Consider the following 16,554-nt stretch of genomic DNA (forward strand, 5'->3'; position numbering starts at 1 on the left):
ACGATTGGGGGGAAGTTTCCTGTGGGGAAATTTGATCCTCCCGGCACGTTCCTGCAACAGGAATCGATACTTCCAGGGGGAAAGCCGCTAGCGCGGACCGGTGCGCAGCAGCGCGCGCGCAACCATTGGCACTGTCAGACCCTGGACAATTACGGTGAAAACGACAACCGCATAGCAGACGGCCAGCAACTCGCTGCGATAGGGCGACTCCGGCAGCATCAGCGCGAAGGCCACCGAAACCCCGCCGCGCAGCCCTGTCCAGGTGAGCATGGCGACGTCCCGGCGCATCTCCTGCATGCGCGGATAGAGGAAGGCCAGCGGGATCGCGACGCTGACGGAGCGCGCGCAGAGCGCGAAGAGGAAGGAGGCGAGGATCGGCAGGAGGTGGATGCGGTCGGGCTCGATAACCAGGATCTCGAAGCCGATCAGCAGGAAGAGCAACGCATTCAGCAACTCGTCCATCATGGACCAGAAGGTCGTGATGTGGTCCCGGGGCGCCGCGTTGCTGGCCATCCGCCGGATCTCCTGCCCGATCACCAGGCCCGCCGTGACGACGGCGATGGGGCCGGAGGTGCCCACCGCATCGGCGAGGCGGAAGGTCACCAGGACCAGCGCGAGCGACATGATGAGTTCGAGGTTGTGGTTGTCGACCCGCCGCAGCGCGAGCGCCGCCAGGTAGCCGGTCGCCAGGCCGAGCAATGCCCCGCCGACGCCCTGCGACACCAGGGCCGCGGCGACCGCGCCATGGCCGACGAGGCCCCTGGCACCCTGCGCGCCGGCCAGAGCGATGAGGAATATCACGACGCCCACGCCATCATTGAACAGGCTTTCACCGGTGATGGCCGCCTTCAAGGCGGGCGGCAGAGGGACGCGGCGGAGCAGCCCATGCACGGCGACCGCATCGGTCGGCGCCAGGACCGCGCCCAGCACGAAGCACCACAGGATCGGCACCGGCGCGCCGGCCGCGACGAAGGCCAGCCAGATCAGCAGGCCGAAGATCAGCGTCGAGAGGATGACGCCGACGGTCGCCAGGCCAAGGATGGCCCATTTGCTGGTCCGCAATTCCTCAAGGTCCACTTCGAGGCTGGCGGCGAAGAGGAGAAAGGCCAGCATGCCGTCGAGCAGGACATGCGACAGGTCGGCGGCCTTGAGGGTCCCGCGCGCAAGCTCCGGCAGCCCCAGGCCGGGCAGGAACTGATCGACCGCGGCGATCCCCAGGGAAAGCACCAGCGCCCCGATCAGCAGGCTGATCGGCTGCGGCATTCCGATCCAGCGGTGATTCACCAGGCCCAGCGCGGCGGCGAGGAACAGGAGGAGCGCGGCGAAGTCGAAGGGCAGCATCTGTTCTGCTCCGGTCGCCGTCGGTTGGCCCGAGGCGCCTGAGGCTGCCATGCCCTGTGGTGCGCAGACACTCGAATCGGCGCCTGAGCGACGTTTTTGCAACAGTGCCGGCGCCATCCCCGTGGCGCGGCCGGGTGGCCGCAGCCATCCGGCCAGGAGCAGCCGCCGCTGTGCATGGCCTTCCACGCCGCCGGCCCTCGACCCGGTTTGGGGCCTTGCAAACCGCTTGCCCGAGGCGCCAAGTCCCGATGCGCGGAGGGAATGGCGGTTCGGCACCCGCTGGCAATGAACCCCAGGTCAAATATTATTGTATAACATTAACGTGTGCGGTTAGATGACGGGCCGGCGCCGCTTTCCTTCATCCCGCCCCCGGTAGCCTGGCGGCCCGGCAGAGGCCTCGCCGGGGCGACCCGTCGAGGATCCCGCCGCATGACCTTCATCCGCACGCTGCCCGCCGCCGGCTTCACCGAGATCGGTGCCAGCTTTCCCAACCCAATTCCGCTCGCCCAGGCGACCCTGCGTTCCAATGCCTATGAGACGCTGGATATCGATCTCGATACCGAACGGCAGGTTTTCTGGTGCCGCCTGAAGCCGCTTGGCCGGCCCTGCTTCAGCCCGGAACTGCTGCGGGACGTCGCCGCCATGCAGCGTTCCATCGGGTCCCTGGCGCAGGCCGGCCCGCGCGGCGCCGATCCGGGGATCCGCTACTTCGTCTGCGCCTCCGCCATCCCCGGCATCTTCAACCTCGGCGGGGACCTGGGACTGTTCCGGCAGATGATCGCCGCGGGCAATCTCGATGGCCTCCGGCACTATGGCAAGGCCGCGGTGGAGGCCATCCACCGCAACCACGTCGCCTGCGACCTGCCGATGGTGACGATCGCCCTCGTGCAGGGCGACGCGCTCGGCGGCGGCTTCGAATGCGCGCTGGCGCATGACCTGATCGTGGCCGAGCGCAGCGCCAATTCGGCCTGCCGGAAGTCCTGTTCAACCTCTTCCCCGGCATGGGCGCCTACAGCTTCCTGTCGCGCCGCCTGGGCCGCGTGGAGGCCGAGCGCATGATCATGAGCGGCCGCATCTACACGGCCGAGGAACTGCACGCGATGGGCCTGGTGGATGTGGTCGCGCCGGATGGCCAGGGCGAGGAGGCCGTGCAGGACTACATCGACAGGAATTCGCGCTGGCACAATGCGCATAGCGCCACCTATCGCGCCCGCCGCCGGGTGGACCCGGTCACGCTGGCGGAGCTGCAGGACGTCGTGGAGGTCTGGGCCGAGGCCGCCATGCGGCTCAGCGACCAGGATCTCCGCCGGATGTCCCGCCTCACCGCCGCCCAGGACCGCCGCTTGGCGGCGCAGCCCGGCCCGGTCGCGGTGGCAGGATGACCCTGGGCCACAAGACCCCGGGCCTCCACCGCGCCCGGCTCAATGGATGCGGCCGGGCCGGGGCTCCAGGCCTGGCCGTGCCTCGCGCACGCGCTCCAGCTCCGCGGCCAGCAGGACCACCTGCCGCGCGCCGGCTGTTGCGACCTCCGCCGGGGCGATGGCCTCGGCGGCGCCGCATAATTCATAGACGAGCTTGGCGCCCATATTGGCCGCACTGCTGCGCAGCGCATGCGCCTCTGCCCGGAACCGCCGCACATCCCCCTTGCCGGCCGCGGCCTGCAGGGCCTGCAGCACCTGCGCCGCCTCGCGCAGGAAATCCTCGGCCAGGCCCGCGACGAATTCGCTGCCACCAAGCGCCTCCAGATCCGCCAGGACCTGCGGGTCGAGCGGCGGCAGCGGCGCCGGGCGGAAGCGGGGATGCGAGGCGATGGACGCCACCTCCTGGCCCTTCGCGGCGGGGGCGGTGTCGCCCGGCTGCGGTGCGACTGCCGCCAGGGCCTCGATCAATTGCGCGGGCTCGACCGGCTTGGTGAGGCAGGCATCCATCCCCGCCTCGCGGCACCGCTGCGCCGCTTCGGGCGTCGCATCGGCGGTGAAGCCGATGATCGGCACATGCGGCCGGCCAAGGGCGGCGAAGCGGTAGAGCTTGGTCGCTTCGATCCCGCCGAGCACCGGCATGTTCACGTCCATCAGCACCGCGTCGAACTGGCCCTCCTCCAGCGCATCGAGCGCCTCTTCGCCATCGCTGACCAGCAGCGCCTCGTGGCCCGACCGCTCCAGGATCTTCTGCACCACGCGCCGGTTCACCCGGTTGTCATCGGCCACCAGCACCCGCAGGCGCCGCGCGCCGCCGGAGGCAGGCAGCGGCCGGGCGGCCGCCGCATCCAGCTCGGGCAGGAGCCGGGCGGCGATGATCGCCATCAACGTCCGCAGCTCGGCCTCGGTGGGTTCCGCCCGCAGCCAAGTCGTGACGCGGCGGCGGATCCCGGGCGAAGGCAGACCCTCCGCCGGCGCTTCGCCGAACGCGAAAAGCGGATGGTCGTCCTGCCCGCGCAGCACCTCCATGACCTCCCCTGGCCCGAGGTCGCGGCCCTGCGGCAGGCACAGCACCAGATGCGCCGGGACGCCGCCGTCCGGCTCGGCTCCCCGGATTTCGGCCAGCGCGGCCCGGCTCATGCCGTAGCTTCGGACGGCAGCCCCGCGGGCCGCGAGCCGGGTGCCGATGCCGGCGGCGCCCGCGGGGTCCGAGGTCAGGATGAAGGCGGCGATGCCGGCGAAGGACCGCTCCGCCGCCGCGGGCTGCTCGGCCTGCCGCGCCGCCTGGGCGGTGAACCAGAAGGTGCTGCCCTGGCCCGGCTCGCTGGCGACGCCGATCTCGCCGCCCAGCAGCCGCACCAGCCCCTTGCAGATCGACAGGCCCAGCCCGGTGCCGCCGAAGCGGCTGGCGATGCTCTCATCCGCCTGGGTGAAGCGTTCGAAGATCCGGCCGAGCGCCTGCGGCCTGATGCCGATGCCGGTATCGGCGACCTCGAAGCGCAGCCGAAGCTGGCCGGATGCGGGCTCGGTCGCATCCACGCCGATGGTGACGCCGCCGGACTCGGTGAATTTCACCGCATTGCCGGCCAGGTTGAGCAGGATGTCCCTGAGATGCGTCCGGTCGCAGAGGATCCGGGCCGGCGTGCGGGGCGTGACATGGAGCGACAGCCTGAGACCCTTCTCCCGCGCCTGGGCCAGCAGCATCTGCCGCACCTCCTCGAGCAGGACGGTGAGGTCGAAGGCTTCGGTCCGGGTCGTCGTGCCCCCTGCCTCGATGCGGGAGAAGTTCAGGATCCGGTTGATGAGCGACAGCAGGGACCTGGCCCCACCGTCGATGGTCCGCGCCATTTCCTGCTGTTCGCGGTCGAGCGTGGAACTGCGCAGCAGGCTGCCCATGCCGATGATGGCATTGAGCGGCGTGCGGAGCTCGTGGCTGACGCTGGCCAGGAAGAGGCTCTTCGCCTCGCTGGCCTGCTCCGCCTGGCGCTTCGCCTGCGACAGCTTGCGGATCAGGGTCGCGGCGTAGAGGCCGAGCACGCAGGGCCCGATCAGCAGGCCGGCCGAGAGATATGGCTGCTCCCGCCAGTAGGGCGTCGTCAGCACCACCCAGCCGAAGCCGGCGACGAAGACCGCCATGGCCGCCAGCAGCCAGGCCGTGCCGAAGCGGAAGCCATTGCCGAGCGCGACCCAGATATAGACCAGGAAGAAGGGCGCCGCGACCTCGCCGGCCTCATGCAGGAACCAGGTGAGGAACCCCATGTCGAGCAGCAGCGCGAAGCCCCGCCGCAACCGGCTATGCCCGGGGCGGAGGCGGATATGGACGAAGACCCCGACGGCGAGGCAGCTCCAGTAGAAGAGGTTCGGGAGCTGCTCATCCGCGACCGATGCCCCGGCCGTCAGGAGATAGACGAAGATGACCAGCGCGAAGCCGAGCCGGTTGAAGCTCATCTCCTCCTCGCTGCCTGCCTCCCCCCGCAGGCTTCCGAGACCCGGCCGGGAGCGCCTTTCCCGCTGCTGGTCGGCCATCCGCGCTACCTCATCCGTCACCCGGCGCAGTGCCGGTCATCTCGAAGGAGGTCGTGAGCACGGCGGCGACGGCGCCGCCCGCGTCGCGCAGCGGCACCTTGGTGGTCAGCCAGCGGCGGCGCTCGCCACGGCGGCCGGCAACCTCCTCCTGGTAGGCCGGCAGGGCCTCGCCGGACCCGAATACCGCAAGGTCGCCCAGCCGGCTGCGCTCGCCGCGCTCCGGGCCCAGGAGCTGGGCGATGCTGCTGCCGGGCAATGCCGCGGGCGAGGCGCCGGATTCGGCGGCGAAGGCCCTGTTGGCATAGAGGCAGCGCCCGTCGCGGTCGGCCAGGCTGATGAGGGCCGGGATCGCCTCCAGGATGCGGCCCCGGCCCTCCGGGTCGGCCAGATCCTTCGGCGCCGGACCCGCCGGCTCCGGCAGGGCGTCGCGGCCGGCCGGCGCCTCGGGCGGCGGCCCCTCCTCCCCGGCGGGGGCCTGGCGGCCGAGCGCCAGCAGGTTGCGTGCCCGGGTGACCAGCTCGAAATGGTCGACCGGGCTTTGCAGGAAATCGGTGGCGCCGGCATCAAGGGCCCGCAGCTTGAAGCTGCGGTCGTCATAGGCGGTGATGACGACGATGGGGACATGCAGGCCACCCGGCATGGCGCGGAATTTCCGGGTGAACTCCGCCCCGTCCATGCCCGGCATCTTGTAGTCGGTGATGACCAGGTCGACCCGGTTGTCCTCCAGCCATTCCAGGGCATCGAGGGGATCGGCGAAGACCTCCACCGAGACTCCGTCCTCGATCGCCGTGGCCAGCCTCGCATAGATGTTCCGGTTGGTGGCCCGGTCGTCCAGGATCAGAATGATAGCCATGCAGGCCCTCGGTGAGGGTGGATCGCGCCGGTTCCAACGAAAGGCGCCCCGACGAAGGATGCCCCGGCAATGGCCGCGGAGTGGCCGGACAGCGGATGGGCGGCCGTCACCTCGCTACACCATATCCCGCGCGACGGCGCGGTGCAGCGGCAATCCAATGTCGCACACCAGGCCGGATGGTTCCCATTGCAGGACCACCTCGCCCCCCAACTGTTCGCGCACCGTGGCCTGGATGAGGCGGGAGCCGAAGCCGCTACGCGCCGGCGCCGCGGCGACGGCCGGTCCTCCGGTCTCCACCCAGCGCAGCATGAGCCGGCCGGCCTCCGCATCGATCCACCAGGTCAGTGCCAGCCGGCCCTCGGGGACCGACAGGCTGCCGTATTTCGCCGCATTGGTCGCGAGTTCATGCAATGTCATGGAAAGCGGCTGCGCCGTCACCGGTGCCACCGTCACCGGCGGGCCTTCGAGCGTCACCCGCGCGTCGCCGGACATGTCCATGAAAGGCGCCAATTCGCCGCGCAGCATGGCCAGCAGATCGGCCCCCATCCAGCGCGATTCGGTGAGCAGTGTCTGCGCCCGGGCGAGCGCGGCGACGCGGCCTTCCACCGCGCGGGCGAAGCTGTCCGGACTGTCGGCGCGGGTCAGGCGGAGAACGGCCTGCACCACGGCCAGGGCGTTCTTCGCCCGGTGGTCCACCTCCCGCATCAGCAACGCCTGCCGTTCCTCGGCTTCCTTGCGGGCGGTGATATCGACATTGACGCCGAGGATCGGCCCCATCCGCCCGGTCAGCCCCGGCATGCGGCGGCCGCGGCCGATCAGCCAGCGGATATCCTCGGAGCCGTTGCGGCCAGGGCGAAGGATGCGGAACTCGGCCTCGTACTCGCCGGATTCCAGGGCCCGGCAGGCCGCCATGCGCAGTTGCTCCCGGTCCTCGGGATGCACCAGGGCGAGGAAGGCGTCATAGGATTGCGGCGCCCCGGCCGCGGGCGAGGTGCCGAACAGGGCATGCTGCTCCGGCGACCACACGAAGCTGTCGGCCTCCACCTCCCATTCCCAGGTGCCGACGCCGGCGACTTCCTGCGCCAGCCGGAGCCTGGCCTCGCCGGCGCTGAGGGCGGCTTCGGCGGCCTTCAGCGCCGTGGCATCCGCATGCACCTCGACGACCGCGCTCGGCTGGCGGTCGGCGGCATCACGGCGCAGGATCCAATGCGCGGCGACCACCACGGGCTGCCCGTTCCGCCGCCTGTGGCGCAGCTCGCCCTGCCATTCGCCGCTGCGCAGCAACTCGTCCTGCACCGTCCGGCGGCCGCCATCCGGGAACCGGGTGCCGAGCAGCTCGTGCGAGGCCCGCCCCAGCGCCTCGGCGGCGGAGAATCCGAACAGGCGCTCGCAGCCCACCGACCAGTGCCGGATGGTGCCATCCGGCGCGCGCAGGATGACGGCGGTCAGGTCGAGCGCCTCCGCCCGGTCGGTCAGGGCGAGCAGCCTGGCCTCCAGCGCGGCATTGGCCTGCCGCAGCGATGCTTCCCGGCGGCGGCCGTTCAGGTAGAGGGCGCCACCGAAGGCGACCATCCCGGCGGCGGCCAGGGCAAGCCAGACCAGCACCTGCCCGAGCACCGCGGAGACCTCCTGTACCGGGAGCCGGAAATGCACCGGCAGCACGGGCAGCCAGCCAGCGATGGCCATGGCGGCCGCCATGCCGCCGGCGCAGCAGAACAGCCCGAGCCAGAGCGCGCCCTCGCGCCAGGGATGGGCGGCACCCGACCGGCCGGCCACGCCGGCTCGGGCGGGATTCGACAGACCGGGACCGGAGCGCGGATTAGGCAGCGTCCCGCCGATGCGCCAATGCGAGGACATCAGCCCTTCCGGAGGTTGCGGCGCGGACCAGGCGCCACGCCTGCCTGCCTGGCCATGCGGCGCCGTGGGACGAGGAGAGCCATCACCCATCTCGGCACGCATTTGGCGCAATCCATTGGAACCCTGCAACCACGGAAAGAACCCCGCCCCTATCATCGCGCACCGCACAGCAGGAGGCAATCGGTTCCATGTTATCCCGAAGAATTGAATATACGTTCATCAGAGGCCAAACAGGCCGATTTGCCGGGGTATTTCGTATCGAAGCGTAATTTATCCTGCGGCGATCCGCCTTCACAACCAAGTGCCGACGGCCTTCAATCCCCGCCACGCGCGGCTTCGGAGCGGCCCATGCGCCGGGAGCATGGCGGTACAATCTGGCGCTTCGGACGCATCCAGGGAGTTCCCATGCCATGCTGACACGCCGTCCTGCCCTTACCCTCTTCCTGGCGCTGGGCGCCGGCGCTGCGGTGCGGCGCCCGGCAAGGGCCCAGGCGGCCTGGCGCATGGTGACGGAATATCCCGCCACCGCCATGCCCGGCGAGGGCCTTGCCCATTTCGCCAGCACCATGTCGCGCCTCTCGGCAGGGGCATTGGCAGTGCGGCCGGGCTTCGACGCGTCGGAGGGGCTGCGCTCGGCGGGCATGCTGCGCGCGGTCGCCGAAGGCAGGGTGGAGGCGGCGGATGCCTTCACCGGCGCCCTGGCCGGCGAAGCGCCGGTCTTCGGGATCTCCGCCCTGCCCTTCCTCACGGCCTCGACTGCCGATACGGCGCGGTTGCTGCAGGCCGCGCGCCCGGCCTATCGCGCGGCACTGGCCGGGCGCGGGCTGTCGCTGCTCTATGCCACCCCCTGGCCGGCGACGGGCCTCTGGTCGCGCCAGCCTTTGCCGGGGCCGGAGGCGTTGCAGGGGCTGCGGGTGCGGACCTATGACGCCGCGGGGACGGCGGTGCTGCGGGCGGCGGGCGCCGCGCCCGTGCAGATCTCCTTCGCCGATGCGCTGCCCCGGCTGCGGGCGGGGGAGCTGGATGCGGTGCTGTCCTCCGGCGATGGCGGCGCGGGCGCGCGGCTCTGGGAAGTGCTGCCGGATTTCAGCGTGCTCGATTATGCCTCGCCGCTCAGCCTGGCCTTCTGCGGCGCGGATCGCCTGGCCGCGCTGCCGGAAGCCGCCCGGGCGGCGGTGGCGCAGGCCGCGGGCGAGACCGAGGCGCGGCAGTTCCAGGCGATCACCAGCCGCCTGGCGGAGAATGAGGCCCGCATGCGCGCGAACGGCGTGGCCATCGCCACGTCGCCGGCGCTCAGGGCCGCACTGGCACAGGCCGCGGCCCCCGTGGTGGCGGACTGGGCAAGCCGCGCGGGAGCGGAGGGGGAAGCCATCCTGGCAGCCTATCGCCGGGGATAGCGCCTGGGGAGCGGGGCCGGCTGCCGCCCGGTACCGCAGGAGGCTCGCCGCTTGTATCTTGCGGACCGATTCACGCCCTCCGGCTTCGCCTGCGGACGATCGGGCCGCTTGTATCTTGCGGACCGATTCACGCCCTCCGGCTTCGCCTGCGGACGATCGGGCCACTTGTATCTTGCGGACCGATTCACGCCCTCCGGCTTCGCCTGCGGACGATCGGGCCACTCAGTCCAGCACGGCGCCCGATGCGCGGACGATCGGCGCCCATTTCACCGTCTCGGCGCGGATGAAGTCGCGCGCCTCAGCGGGCGAGAAGGCCCGCCCCAGTTCCACGCCGAGTTCGGTGAGCCGGCCGCGGACCTGCGGCAGCGCCAGGGTGGCGTTGAGATCGCGGTTCAGCCGCTCGATCACCGCCGGTGGCGTGGCCCGCGGCGCCATCAGCGCAGTCCAGGTATAGGCCTCGAAGCCAGGCAGCCCCGCCTCCGCCATGGTCGGCACATCGGGCATGATCTCCGCGCGTTGCGCCGAGGCCACTGCGATCGCCCGCAGCATCCCGGAGCGCACCAGGCCGGAGGCGGCGGTCACCGGGTCGATGGCGAATGTGATGTGGCCCGCCACCAGGTCGTTCAGCGCCGGCGCCTCGCCACGATAGGGCACGTGGCGCAGCTCGGTGCCGGTCATCTGCCGGAACAGCTCCGGCGCCACATGCATCGGGCTGCCGACCCCGGCGGAGCCGAAGGTGTGGCGCCCCGGTTCGGCGCGCAGCAGCGCGATGAAGCCCACCAGGTCGCGGGCCTCCAGCCTTGGGTTCACCACCAGCACCAAGGGCGTCAGCCCGATCATGCCGACCGGGATGAAATCCTGTTCGGAATCATAGGGCAGCGACCGGAACAGGCTGGGATTGATCGCATGCGCGAGGGTCGTGACCAGCAGGCTGTAACCATCCGGCGGCGCCTTAGCGACGAAGCTGGTGCCGACCGTGACACCGGCACCGGGCCGGTTGTCGATCACGATGGGCTGGCCCAGGCGGGGCGACAGCGCCTCGGCCACGACGCGGGCGACGACATCCGTGGTGCCGCCCGCGGGATAGGGCACGGTGATGCGGATGGGATTCGTGGGATAGGCGCCCGGCTGCGCCCGGGCACCCGATGCCGCCAGCACCGGGGACAGCAGGATGAGGCGGCGCTGGATGCGGCTGTCGTGGCGGGTCATGCGGCTGTTCTCCCTTGTCTGCCGCATGGCTGCGGCATCGCGGCCCTGCGCGGGGAGAGCCTGCACGCCCCCCCTCATGCTGCTGCCCTTCTGCTGCGGGCAGGATGTCCGCGATCCTGACCGCTGTCACGGGGCGAGGGCCGGCACATGCGCCGCGCGGCGCGCAGGCGCACCAGGCGGCAGGCATTGCACGATGGCGCAACCGGATTGAGCCGGACTGTCGGCATGCATCGAAGCCGATGAACCGATCTTCCGGGAAGATCTCCATGCCTTGGGAACCGCGGTCGAGGGCAGCCTTGATCCCTGGCAGAGCGGCGCCGGAACACTTATTCAGGTCGGCGTGCTAGGGTGAGTTTCACGTGGGTTGAACTGAACAGGCAAGGATCATCATGCGATACACGGATACCCTCGACCGCTATGCTCCCTACGCCCTGGCCGCATTGCGGATCGCGGCGGCCCTGACTTTTATACTGCACGGCACGCAGAAGCTGTTCGGCTTTCCGGCCCCGCCCGGGGGCGGGCTGCCACCGGACTTCTCGCTGTTCTGGTTCGGCGCCATCCTGGAATTCGCCGGTGGCTTCCTGATCCTCATTGGCCTGTTCACCCGGCCCGTGGCCTTCCTGCTCGCGGGCGAGATGGCCGTGGCGTACTGGATGTTCCACGCCCCCCGGAACCTTTATCCGGCGTTGAACGGCGGCGATGCCAGTATCCTCTACTGCTTCGTGTTCCTGCTGCTCGTCTTCTCGGGCCCGGGCGCCTGGAGCATCGACGGCGCAAGGGCAAAGGCTGCTCCGCGGCTCGCCTAGGAGGATTGGCGCCTCCTCGCCGGCGCCCCCTCGCCCAGCCGCGTATCGACCCGCACCCGGCTCCCGGGCAAGGGGATGAACTCGCGCTCGTCGCCGGGCACCTTGCAGAAGTGCCCGGCCTTCCAATCCGCCTTCGCCTGCGCTGCGCCCGATGCGGTGCAGGCACCGCCTGGACCGGGGCCGTGCCGCCATCCGCGGCTGGCGGATGCAGGCTGCCCGGCGGTGGAAGCCGGGATCGGACCGAATCAGGCGGCCGGACTCCCCAGCTTCCGCAATGCCGCCGGTCATCTTGCCGGCGGCTCGCCCTCGGACGGATAGGCCACGAATGTCAGAAGCCTGCGGCTCGCGCGCAGGCCAGCGGCCAGGTCCCGCAATATTGCCGCCGCCTCCGCATCGGCGAGGGCATGCGCCTGGCCTTCGAGATCCTTCGCGATGCCGGCCGGATCCTCCCGCATCTGGCGGAGCCTGAGCAGCGCATCCGAGAGCACCTGCCGCAAGGCGCTGTCCCCGTCCCGACGGGCGACGAATCCCTGCAGTCGGGCGATCGCCTCACCGAGATTGAGCACCGCCAGCAGGCTGAAGCCTGGCCGCATCGGCAGGCCGGCCATCTGCCCGAGATGCAGGCTGAGGCGGAGCACCTGGCGAGCCGCCACCGCCGCCTGCCGGATGGCATCGACCGGCTCCCGCTGCATCGCCAGGCGCAGCAGGTCGTGGCGGATGGCCGCCGCCGCCCTTTCGGCCCGCTTGCCGGCACGCCGCGGCATCAGCATGAAGCCCGGGGCGACGAGCCCCACCGCCAGCATCAGGGCCGCCGCCTCGTTCAGGATGACGACCTTGTCGGTGACCGCCGGCAGCACCGCCTGGCTGGCGAGCAGGAAGGACATATTGGCATCGAGCGCCGGCCCCGCGGCCTTCCGGCTCGCCCTCGCCAGGCCGCCGACCAGGATGAAGGGCGCGACGGACAGAAGCAGGCCGGGGACCGTCGCGACATGCGGCTGGATGGCCAAGCGGTAGAGGATCGCCGTGGCGACCCCGACGCTGATGCCCTGCAGCATCATGGGCGCCACCACCTGCGGCGCCGGCAGCGAGCCCAGCACCAGCGAGAAGATGCAGACGCCGAGGGCGGCCAGTTCCCCCCGCCGGCCACCCCGACACATGGGCGAGGACCGCCGCGAGGAAGGTGGCCCCGCCGGCCACCAGGCCGGATTCGACCGCCCAGCGCCCGTCATAAAAGGGGGCGAGATAGGTCGCCTTGCTGCCGAAGGACCGGGCATCCGCGCCCCGCGGCTCCGTCCCAAAGACCGCCTCGGCCCGGATGAGGCGGCCGAGGGTGTCGGCCAGCCGGGGGTCGATCGCCGCGATCCGCGCGAGGCGCATCCGCCGCTCGGCCGCCGCTTGCGGTGCCGCGAGCAGGCTGCCGGCCAGCCAGGCGATGTCGTCCGGCAGGCTTCCGGAGGGCATTCCCTCGCGGCGCAGGCGCTGGTCGAGCGCGCGCCCCGCCGCAATGACGGCGAGCGAGACCGTGACGAGTGCATGCACATGGTGCAGCCGGCGGTAGCCCTCGATGGAACCGGCCGTGACCAGGCTCGCGGCCGCCTGCACCTCGCCCATCTCGCGCAGGATCCGCTGCTCGAGCGCCGCGCCTTCCTCCTGCGGCAGGTCCTTCAGCACGGCGGCGACGAAGGCGACGGCATCGCTGGAGAGGCGCCTGACCCTTTTATAGAAGTCCTGGCGCGGCGCGTCCGGGGTCCAGAACCCGGTCACCAGCGTGACCACCACAACGCCGATCAGCGTGCATTCCACGCGCGCCAGGGCGATCGCCCCGGAAGCCCCGGGCATCAGCACCGAGGGGAGCACGACGATCGCCGCCGTCATGCCGCTCATCAGGGCCCCATAGCCATGCACGCCGCGCAGGACATGGACGAGACCCGCATTGGCCGCCACCCAGGCACTCAGCATGGCGAGTTCGAGATAGGGATTGCCCGTGACCTGAAGGATGCCGAAGCCGGCGCCGGCGCCCAGCGCCGTCCCGATGATGCGGAAGAAGCCACGTTCGAGCAGCAGGCCCCGTGAGGACTGGGAGACCACCCAGATCGGCATCGCCGCCCAATAGGCATTTCCCAGATGCAGGAGGGAGGCGATCGCGAAGGCCAGCCAGGCGGCGAAGGCCAGTCTCAGGCCATGGGCGACACCGGCGCGGTCCAGGCCGAGGAATTGCCCGATCGAAGCGGCCATGAACCCTGCACCAGGATGACGCCGGTAGCCTCATACACCGGTTCGGGCTGCCTTGCCGAGCCTGCCCGCCGGGGCCTCCGCCGCATCGCGCCGCCGCCAGAGGCCCCCTACCCCTTCGCCGCCAGCACCACGCTGGCCAGGATCAGCCCGCCGCCCAGCGCCACGTCCCAGCCCAGCGGCTCCCCCAGCCAGAGATTCGACAGCAGCACCCCCACCGCCGGGATGGCGAGGAAGCCGAGCGAGGCCAGCGTGCCGGAGAGCCGCCGACCCGCCTCGATGGTCGCCCAGGTGCCGATCGGCGCCGCCACCGCGCCAACGAAGACCGCATGCGGCCAGGCGCCGCCGCTGATCCCGCCGCCCGGCTCCCGCAGCAGCGCCAGCGGCAGGATCAGGGCGGCGCCGAGGCCGAAGCACCAGGGCAGCAATCCCAGCACGGACCGCTGCGGCGGGAAGCGGCGGGTGACCAGGATCGCCAGGCTCCAGGCCAGGCTCGCCGCCAGCAGCAGCGCATAGCCGGCAAGCAGCCCGGCGGAGCCACCGCCCGTCAGGTTCCAGGGCGCCATCAGGGCCAGCACGCCGAGCAGCCCGATGCCGGCCGCCAGCCATTGCCGCGGCGAGACCCGCTCCCCCAGGAACAGCACGGAGAGCGGGATCAGCCAGAAGACCGTGACATTGCAGAGGATCGCGGTGCGGCCCGCCGGCACGAAATCCAGCGCCAGATGCGTCAGCGCGAAGAAGCTGCCGAGTTGCAGCAGGCCGATCGCCGCCACACAGGGCAGGTCGCCGCGCGCCGGCAGCCGCAGCCGGCCGAGCAGCGCCAGCAGCAGCGCCGCCACCAGCGAGGCCATCGCCGCCCGGTTCAGCGCGAACCAGAGCGGCGTCGCATCCTCCAGCGCCGATTTGGTGATCGGCCAGATGCCGCCGAAGAGCAGCACGGAAATGAGGAGGTAGCGCAGCCCCTGCCAGGCCGTCATGCCCTGCGTGGGTTCACGTCATCATCCAGCCGCCGGCGACATCAAGCGTGGTGCCGGTGACGAAGCCGGCATCCGGCCCGGTCAGGAAGCAGGCGGCGCGGGCCACCTCCTCCGGCTCGCCGCCGCGGCCGAGGGGCGTATTGGCGATGATCGCCTCGTTCACCGCGGGCGCCACCAGCCTCGCCATCGGCGTCATGATGCGGCCGGGGCAGATGGCATTAACCAGCACGCCATGCGGCCCCAGCTCCCCGGCCCAGTGGCGGGTCAGGCCGATCAGCGCCGATTTGGTGGCGCTGTAGTGGCTGCCGACCAGCGGCGTCCAGGCCTTGCCGGAGACCGAGGCCATGTTGACGATCCAGCCGCGCTTCCGGGCGACCATCCCCGGGGTCAGGCGCCGCGCCAGGTTCCAGCAGCCGGTGAGGTTCACCGCGATCACCTGGTCCCATTCCTCCGCCGGCATCTCCCAGATGGGCGAGGCCCGGCCGCCCGGCTTCGGGCTGATGCCGGCATTGTTCACCAGGATATCGACCGGGCCGAGCGCCGCCTCCACCGCCGCGCAGGCCGAATCCACCGAGGCGCGGTCGGTGACGTCGCAGCGCTCCGCCAGGCCGCCGCAGGCCGCGGCTGCCTCGCGCGCCAGGGCGGCATCGGCATCGAGCACCGCCACGCGGGCGCCGCGCGCCGCCAGCATCGCGGCGATGGCGGCGCCGATGCCGCGGCCGCCACCGGTCACCAGCGCGACGCGGCCGGCATGGGTCTGGATCTGCTCCGGCATCGCCCGCTACTCCGCCACTTTCAGCACGATCTTGCCGATATGCTGGCTGCTTTCCATCAGCGCATGCGCCGCCGCCGCCTCGGCGAGCGGGAAGACCTTGAAGATCGGCGGGGCGCAGCGGCCGGCATCCAGCAACGGCCAGACCTTCGCGCGCAGCGCCTCGGCGATCGCGGCCTTCTGCGCCGTGGTGCGCGGCCGCATGGTGCTGCCCGTCACGGTGAGCCGCCGCACCATGATCGGCCGGAGATCGACCTTCGCCGCCTCCGCGCCGCCGAGGAAGGCGATGATGACCAGCCGCCCGTCCATGGCGAGGCAGCGCAGGTTGCGCTGGAAGTAGTCGCCGCCCACCATGTCGAGCACCACATCCACCAGCTTGCCGTCCGTGAGGCGCTTCACCTCCTCGACGAAATCCTGCTCGCGGTAGTTGATCGCCGCATCGGCGCCGAGATCGAGGCAGGCCTGGCACTTCTCCGCGCTGCCCGCGGTGGCGAAGACCCGCGCGCCCATCGCCTTGGCCAATTGGATGGCGGTGACGCCGATGCCGGAACTGCCGCCATGGATCAGCACCGTCTCGCCCGCCGCCAGCCTGCCATGGCCGAAGAGATTGGCCCAGACGGTGAAGAAGGTCTCGCAGAGCGCCGCGGCGCGGATGGCGTCATAGCCCTGCGGCCAGGGCAGGCATTGGCTTGCCGGCGCGGCGCAGTATTCCGCATAGGCGCCGCCATTGGTGAGCGCGCAGACCCGGTCGCCGGGCTTCCAGGCCCCCGCCTCGGCCCCCACCGCCACGACCTCGCCGGCCACTTCGAGGCCGATGATCTGGCTGGCGCCGGGGGGGCGGCGGATATTCGCCCTTGCGCTGCGAGACATCCGGCCGGTTCACCCCGGCGGCCAGCACCCGGATCAGCACCTCATCGGCTTTCGGCTGCGGCACCGGGCCGGTGGTGGGCACCAGCACTTCCGGCCCGCCGCCCTTGCCGTAGGTGATATGGGTCATGCTTTGCGGGACGGCGGTCTGGGTGGCCATGGGTGAGTCCTTCCCGGGTTGCGGCGGCGGAGGTTCCGCGCCGGGCCGGCCCGCGTCAAGGCCGGCGCGGCACGGGGCAGGAATCGGGCACGAAGCCGTTGCCGCCGCCCGGGGTTGCAAGCCGGGCCGCCGGCCACGA

At 71.2% G+C, this 16,554-nt stretch carries 10 protein-coding genes and 3 pseudogenes; 3 read left to right on the plus strand and 10 right to left on the minus strand.

All coding sequences use genetic code 11. The features are described 5' to 3' along the window. Positions 1-87: 87 nt before the first annotated feature. On the minus strand, positions 88-1,341 hold the full coding sequence (locus KSF81_RS21710; RefSeq protein WP_217380727.1) for a sodium:proton antiporter: 1,254 nt from the start codon (positions 1,339-1,341) through the stop codon (positions 88-90). 642 nt (positions 1,342-1,983) lie between these two features. Here KSF81_RS21710 and KSF81_RS21715 point away from each other — a divergent pair. After that, a pseudogene (locus KSF81_RS21715) lies at positions 1,984-2,723 on the plus strand (crotonase/enoyl-CoA hydratase family protein). A 39-nt stretch (positions 2,724-2,762) separates the two neighbouring features. On the opposite strand, the gene KSF81_RS21720 reads toward KSF81_RS21715, so the two are convergent. The 3 genes from KSF81_RS21720 to KSF81_RS21730 all read right to left on the minus strand — a co-directional run bounded on the left by KSF81_RS21720 (position 2,763) and on the right by KSF81_RS21730 (position 7,995). After that, positions 2,763-5,207 carry a hybrid sensor histidine kinase/response regulator gene (locus KSF81_RS21720; protein ID WP_217380728.1) on the minus strand — a complete coding sequence of 815 codons (2,445 nt, stop codon included), beginning with the start codon at positions 5,205-5,207 and terminating at the stop codon, positions 2,763-2,765. Positions 5,208-5,295: 88 nt separating this feature from the next. Further along, entirely contained in the window at positions 5,296-6,138 is an 843-nt protein-coding gene (locus tag KSF81_RS21725) for a response regulator (RefSeq protein ID WP_217380729.1), read from the minus strand. Positions 6,139-6,252: 114 nt separating this feature from the next. Next, positions 6,253-7,995 carry a sensor histidine kinase gene (locus KSF81_RS21730; protein ID WP_217380730.1) on the minus strand — a complete coding sequence of 581 codons (1,743 nt, stop codon included), beginning with the start codon at positions 7,993-7,995 and terminating at the stop codon, positions 6,253-6,255. Between the two features lie 410 nt (positions 7,996-8,405). On the opposite strand from KSF81_RS21730, the gene dctP reads away from it, so the two are divergent. Next, positions 8,406-9,392, plus strand: coding sequence for a TRAP transporter substrate-binding protein DctP (dctP, locus tag KSF81_RS21735; RefSeq protein ID WP_217380731.1), 987 nt, complete (start codon positions 8,406-8,408; stop codon positions 9,390-9,392). 222 nt (positions 9,393-9,614) lie between these two features. Here dctP and KSF81_RS21740 read toward each other — a convergent pair whose 3' ends face one another. Beyond that, on the minus strand, positions 9,615-10,601 hold the full coding sequence (locus KSF81_RS21740; RefSeq protein WP_217380732.1) for a tripartite tricarboxylate transporter substrate binding protein: 987 nt from the start codon (positions 10,599-10,601) through the stop codon (positions 9,615-9,617). A gap of 389 nt (positions 10,602-10,990) precedes the next feature. Between KSF81_RS21740 and KSF81_RS21745 the strand changes: the two genes are divergently transcribed. Beyond that, positions 10,991-11,407, plus strand: a complete 417-nt coding sequence (locus KSF81_RS21745) for a DoxX family protein (protein WP_217380733.1) — start codon at positions 10,991-10,993, stop codon at positions 11,405-11,407. Between the two features lie 284 nt (positions 11,408-11,691). Here KSF81_RS21745 and KSF81_RS30290 read toward each other — a convergent pair whose 3' ends face one another. The 5 genes and pseudogenes from KSF81_RS30290 to KSF81_RS21770 all read right to left on the minus strand — a co-directional run bounded on the left by KSF81_RS30290 (position 11,692) and on the right by KSF81_RS21770 (position 16,415). Further along, complete coding sequence (locus KSF81_RS30290; protein WP_254453673.1) at positions 11,692-12,564, minus strand: FUSC family protein; 873 nt, start codon at positions 12,562-12,564, stop codon at positions 11,692-11,694. 31 nt (positions 12,565-12,595) lie between these two features. Further along, positions 12,596-13,642 (minus strand): annotated as a pseudogene (locus KSF81_RS32400) (FUSC family protein); the annotation flags it as partial. 107 nt (positions 13,643-13,749) lie between these two features. Continuing rightward, the gene (locus KSF81_RS21760; protein WP_217380736.1) at positions 13,750-14,616 is read right to left on the minus strand and encodes a DMT family transporter; all 867 of its coding nucleotides are present in this window, start codon (positions 14,614-14,616) and stop codon (positions 13,750-13,752) included. Positions 14,617-14,629: 13 nt separating this feature from the next. Beyond that, entirely contained in the window at positions 14,630-15,391 is a 762-nt protein-coding gene (locus tag KSF81_RS21765) for an SDR family NAD(P)-dependent oxidoreductase (protein WP_217380737.1), read from the minus strand. A gap of 6 nt (positions 15,392-15,397) precedes the next feature. Continuing rightward, a pseudogene (locus tag KSF81_RS21770) lies at positions 15,398-16,415 on the minus strand (NAD(P)H-quinone oxidoreductase). Positions 16,416-16,554 lie beyond the last annotated feature (139 nt).

Origin of the sequence: Siccirubricoccus sp. G192 (assembly GCF_019084075.1) — a bacterium.
GTDB lineage: Bacteria > Pseudomonadota > Alphaproteobacteria > Acetobacterales > Acetobacteraceae > G192.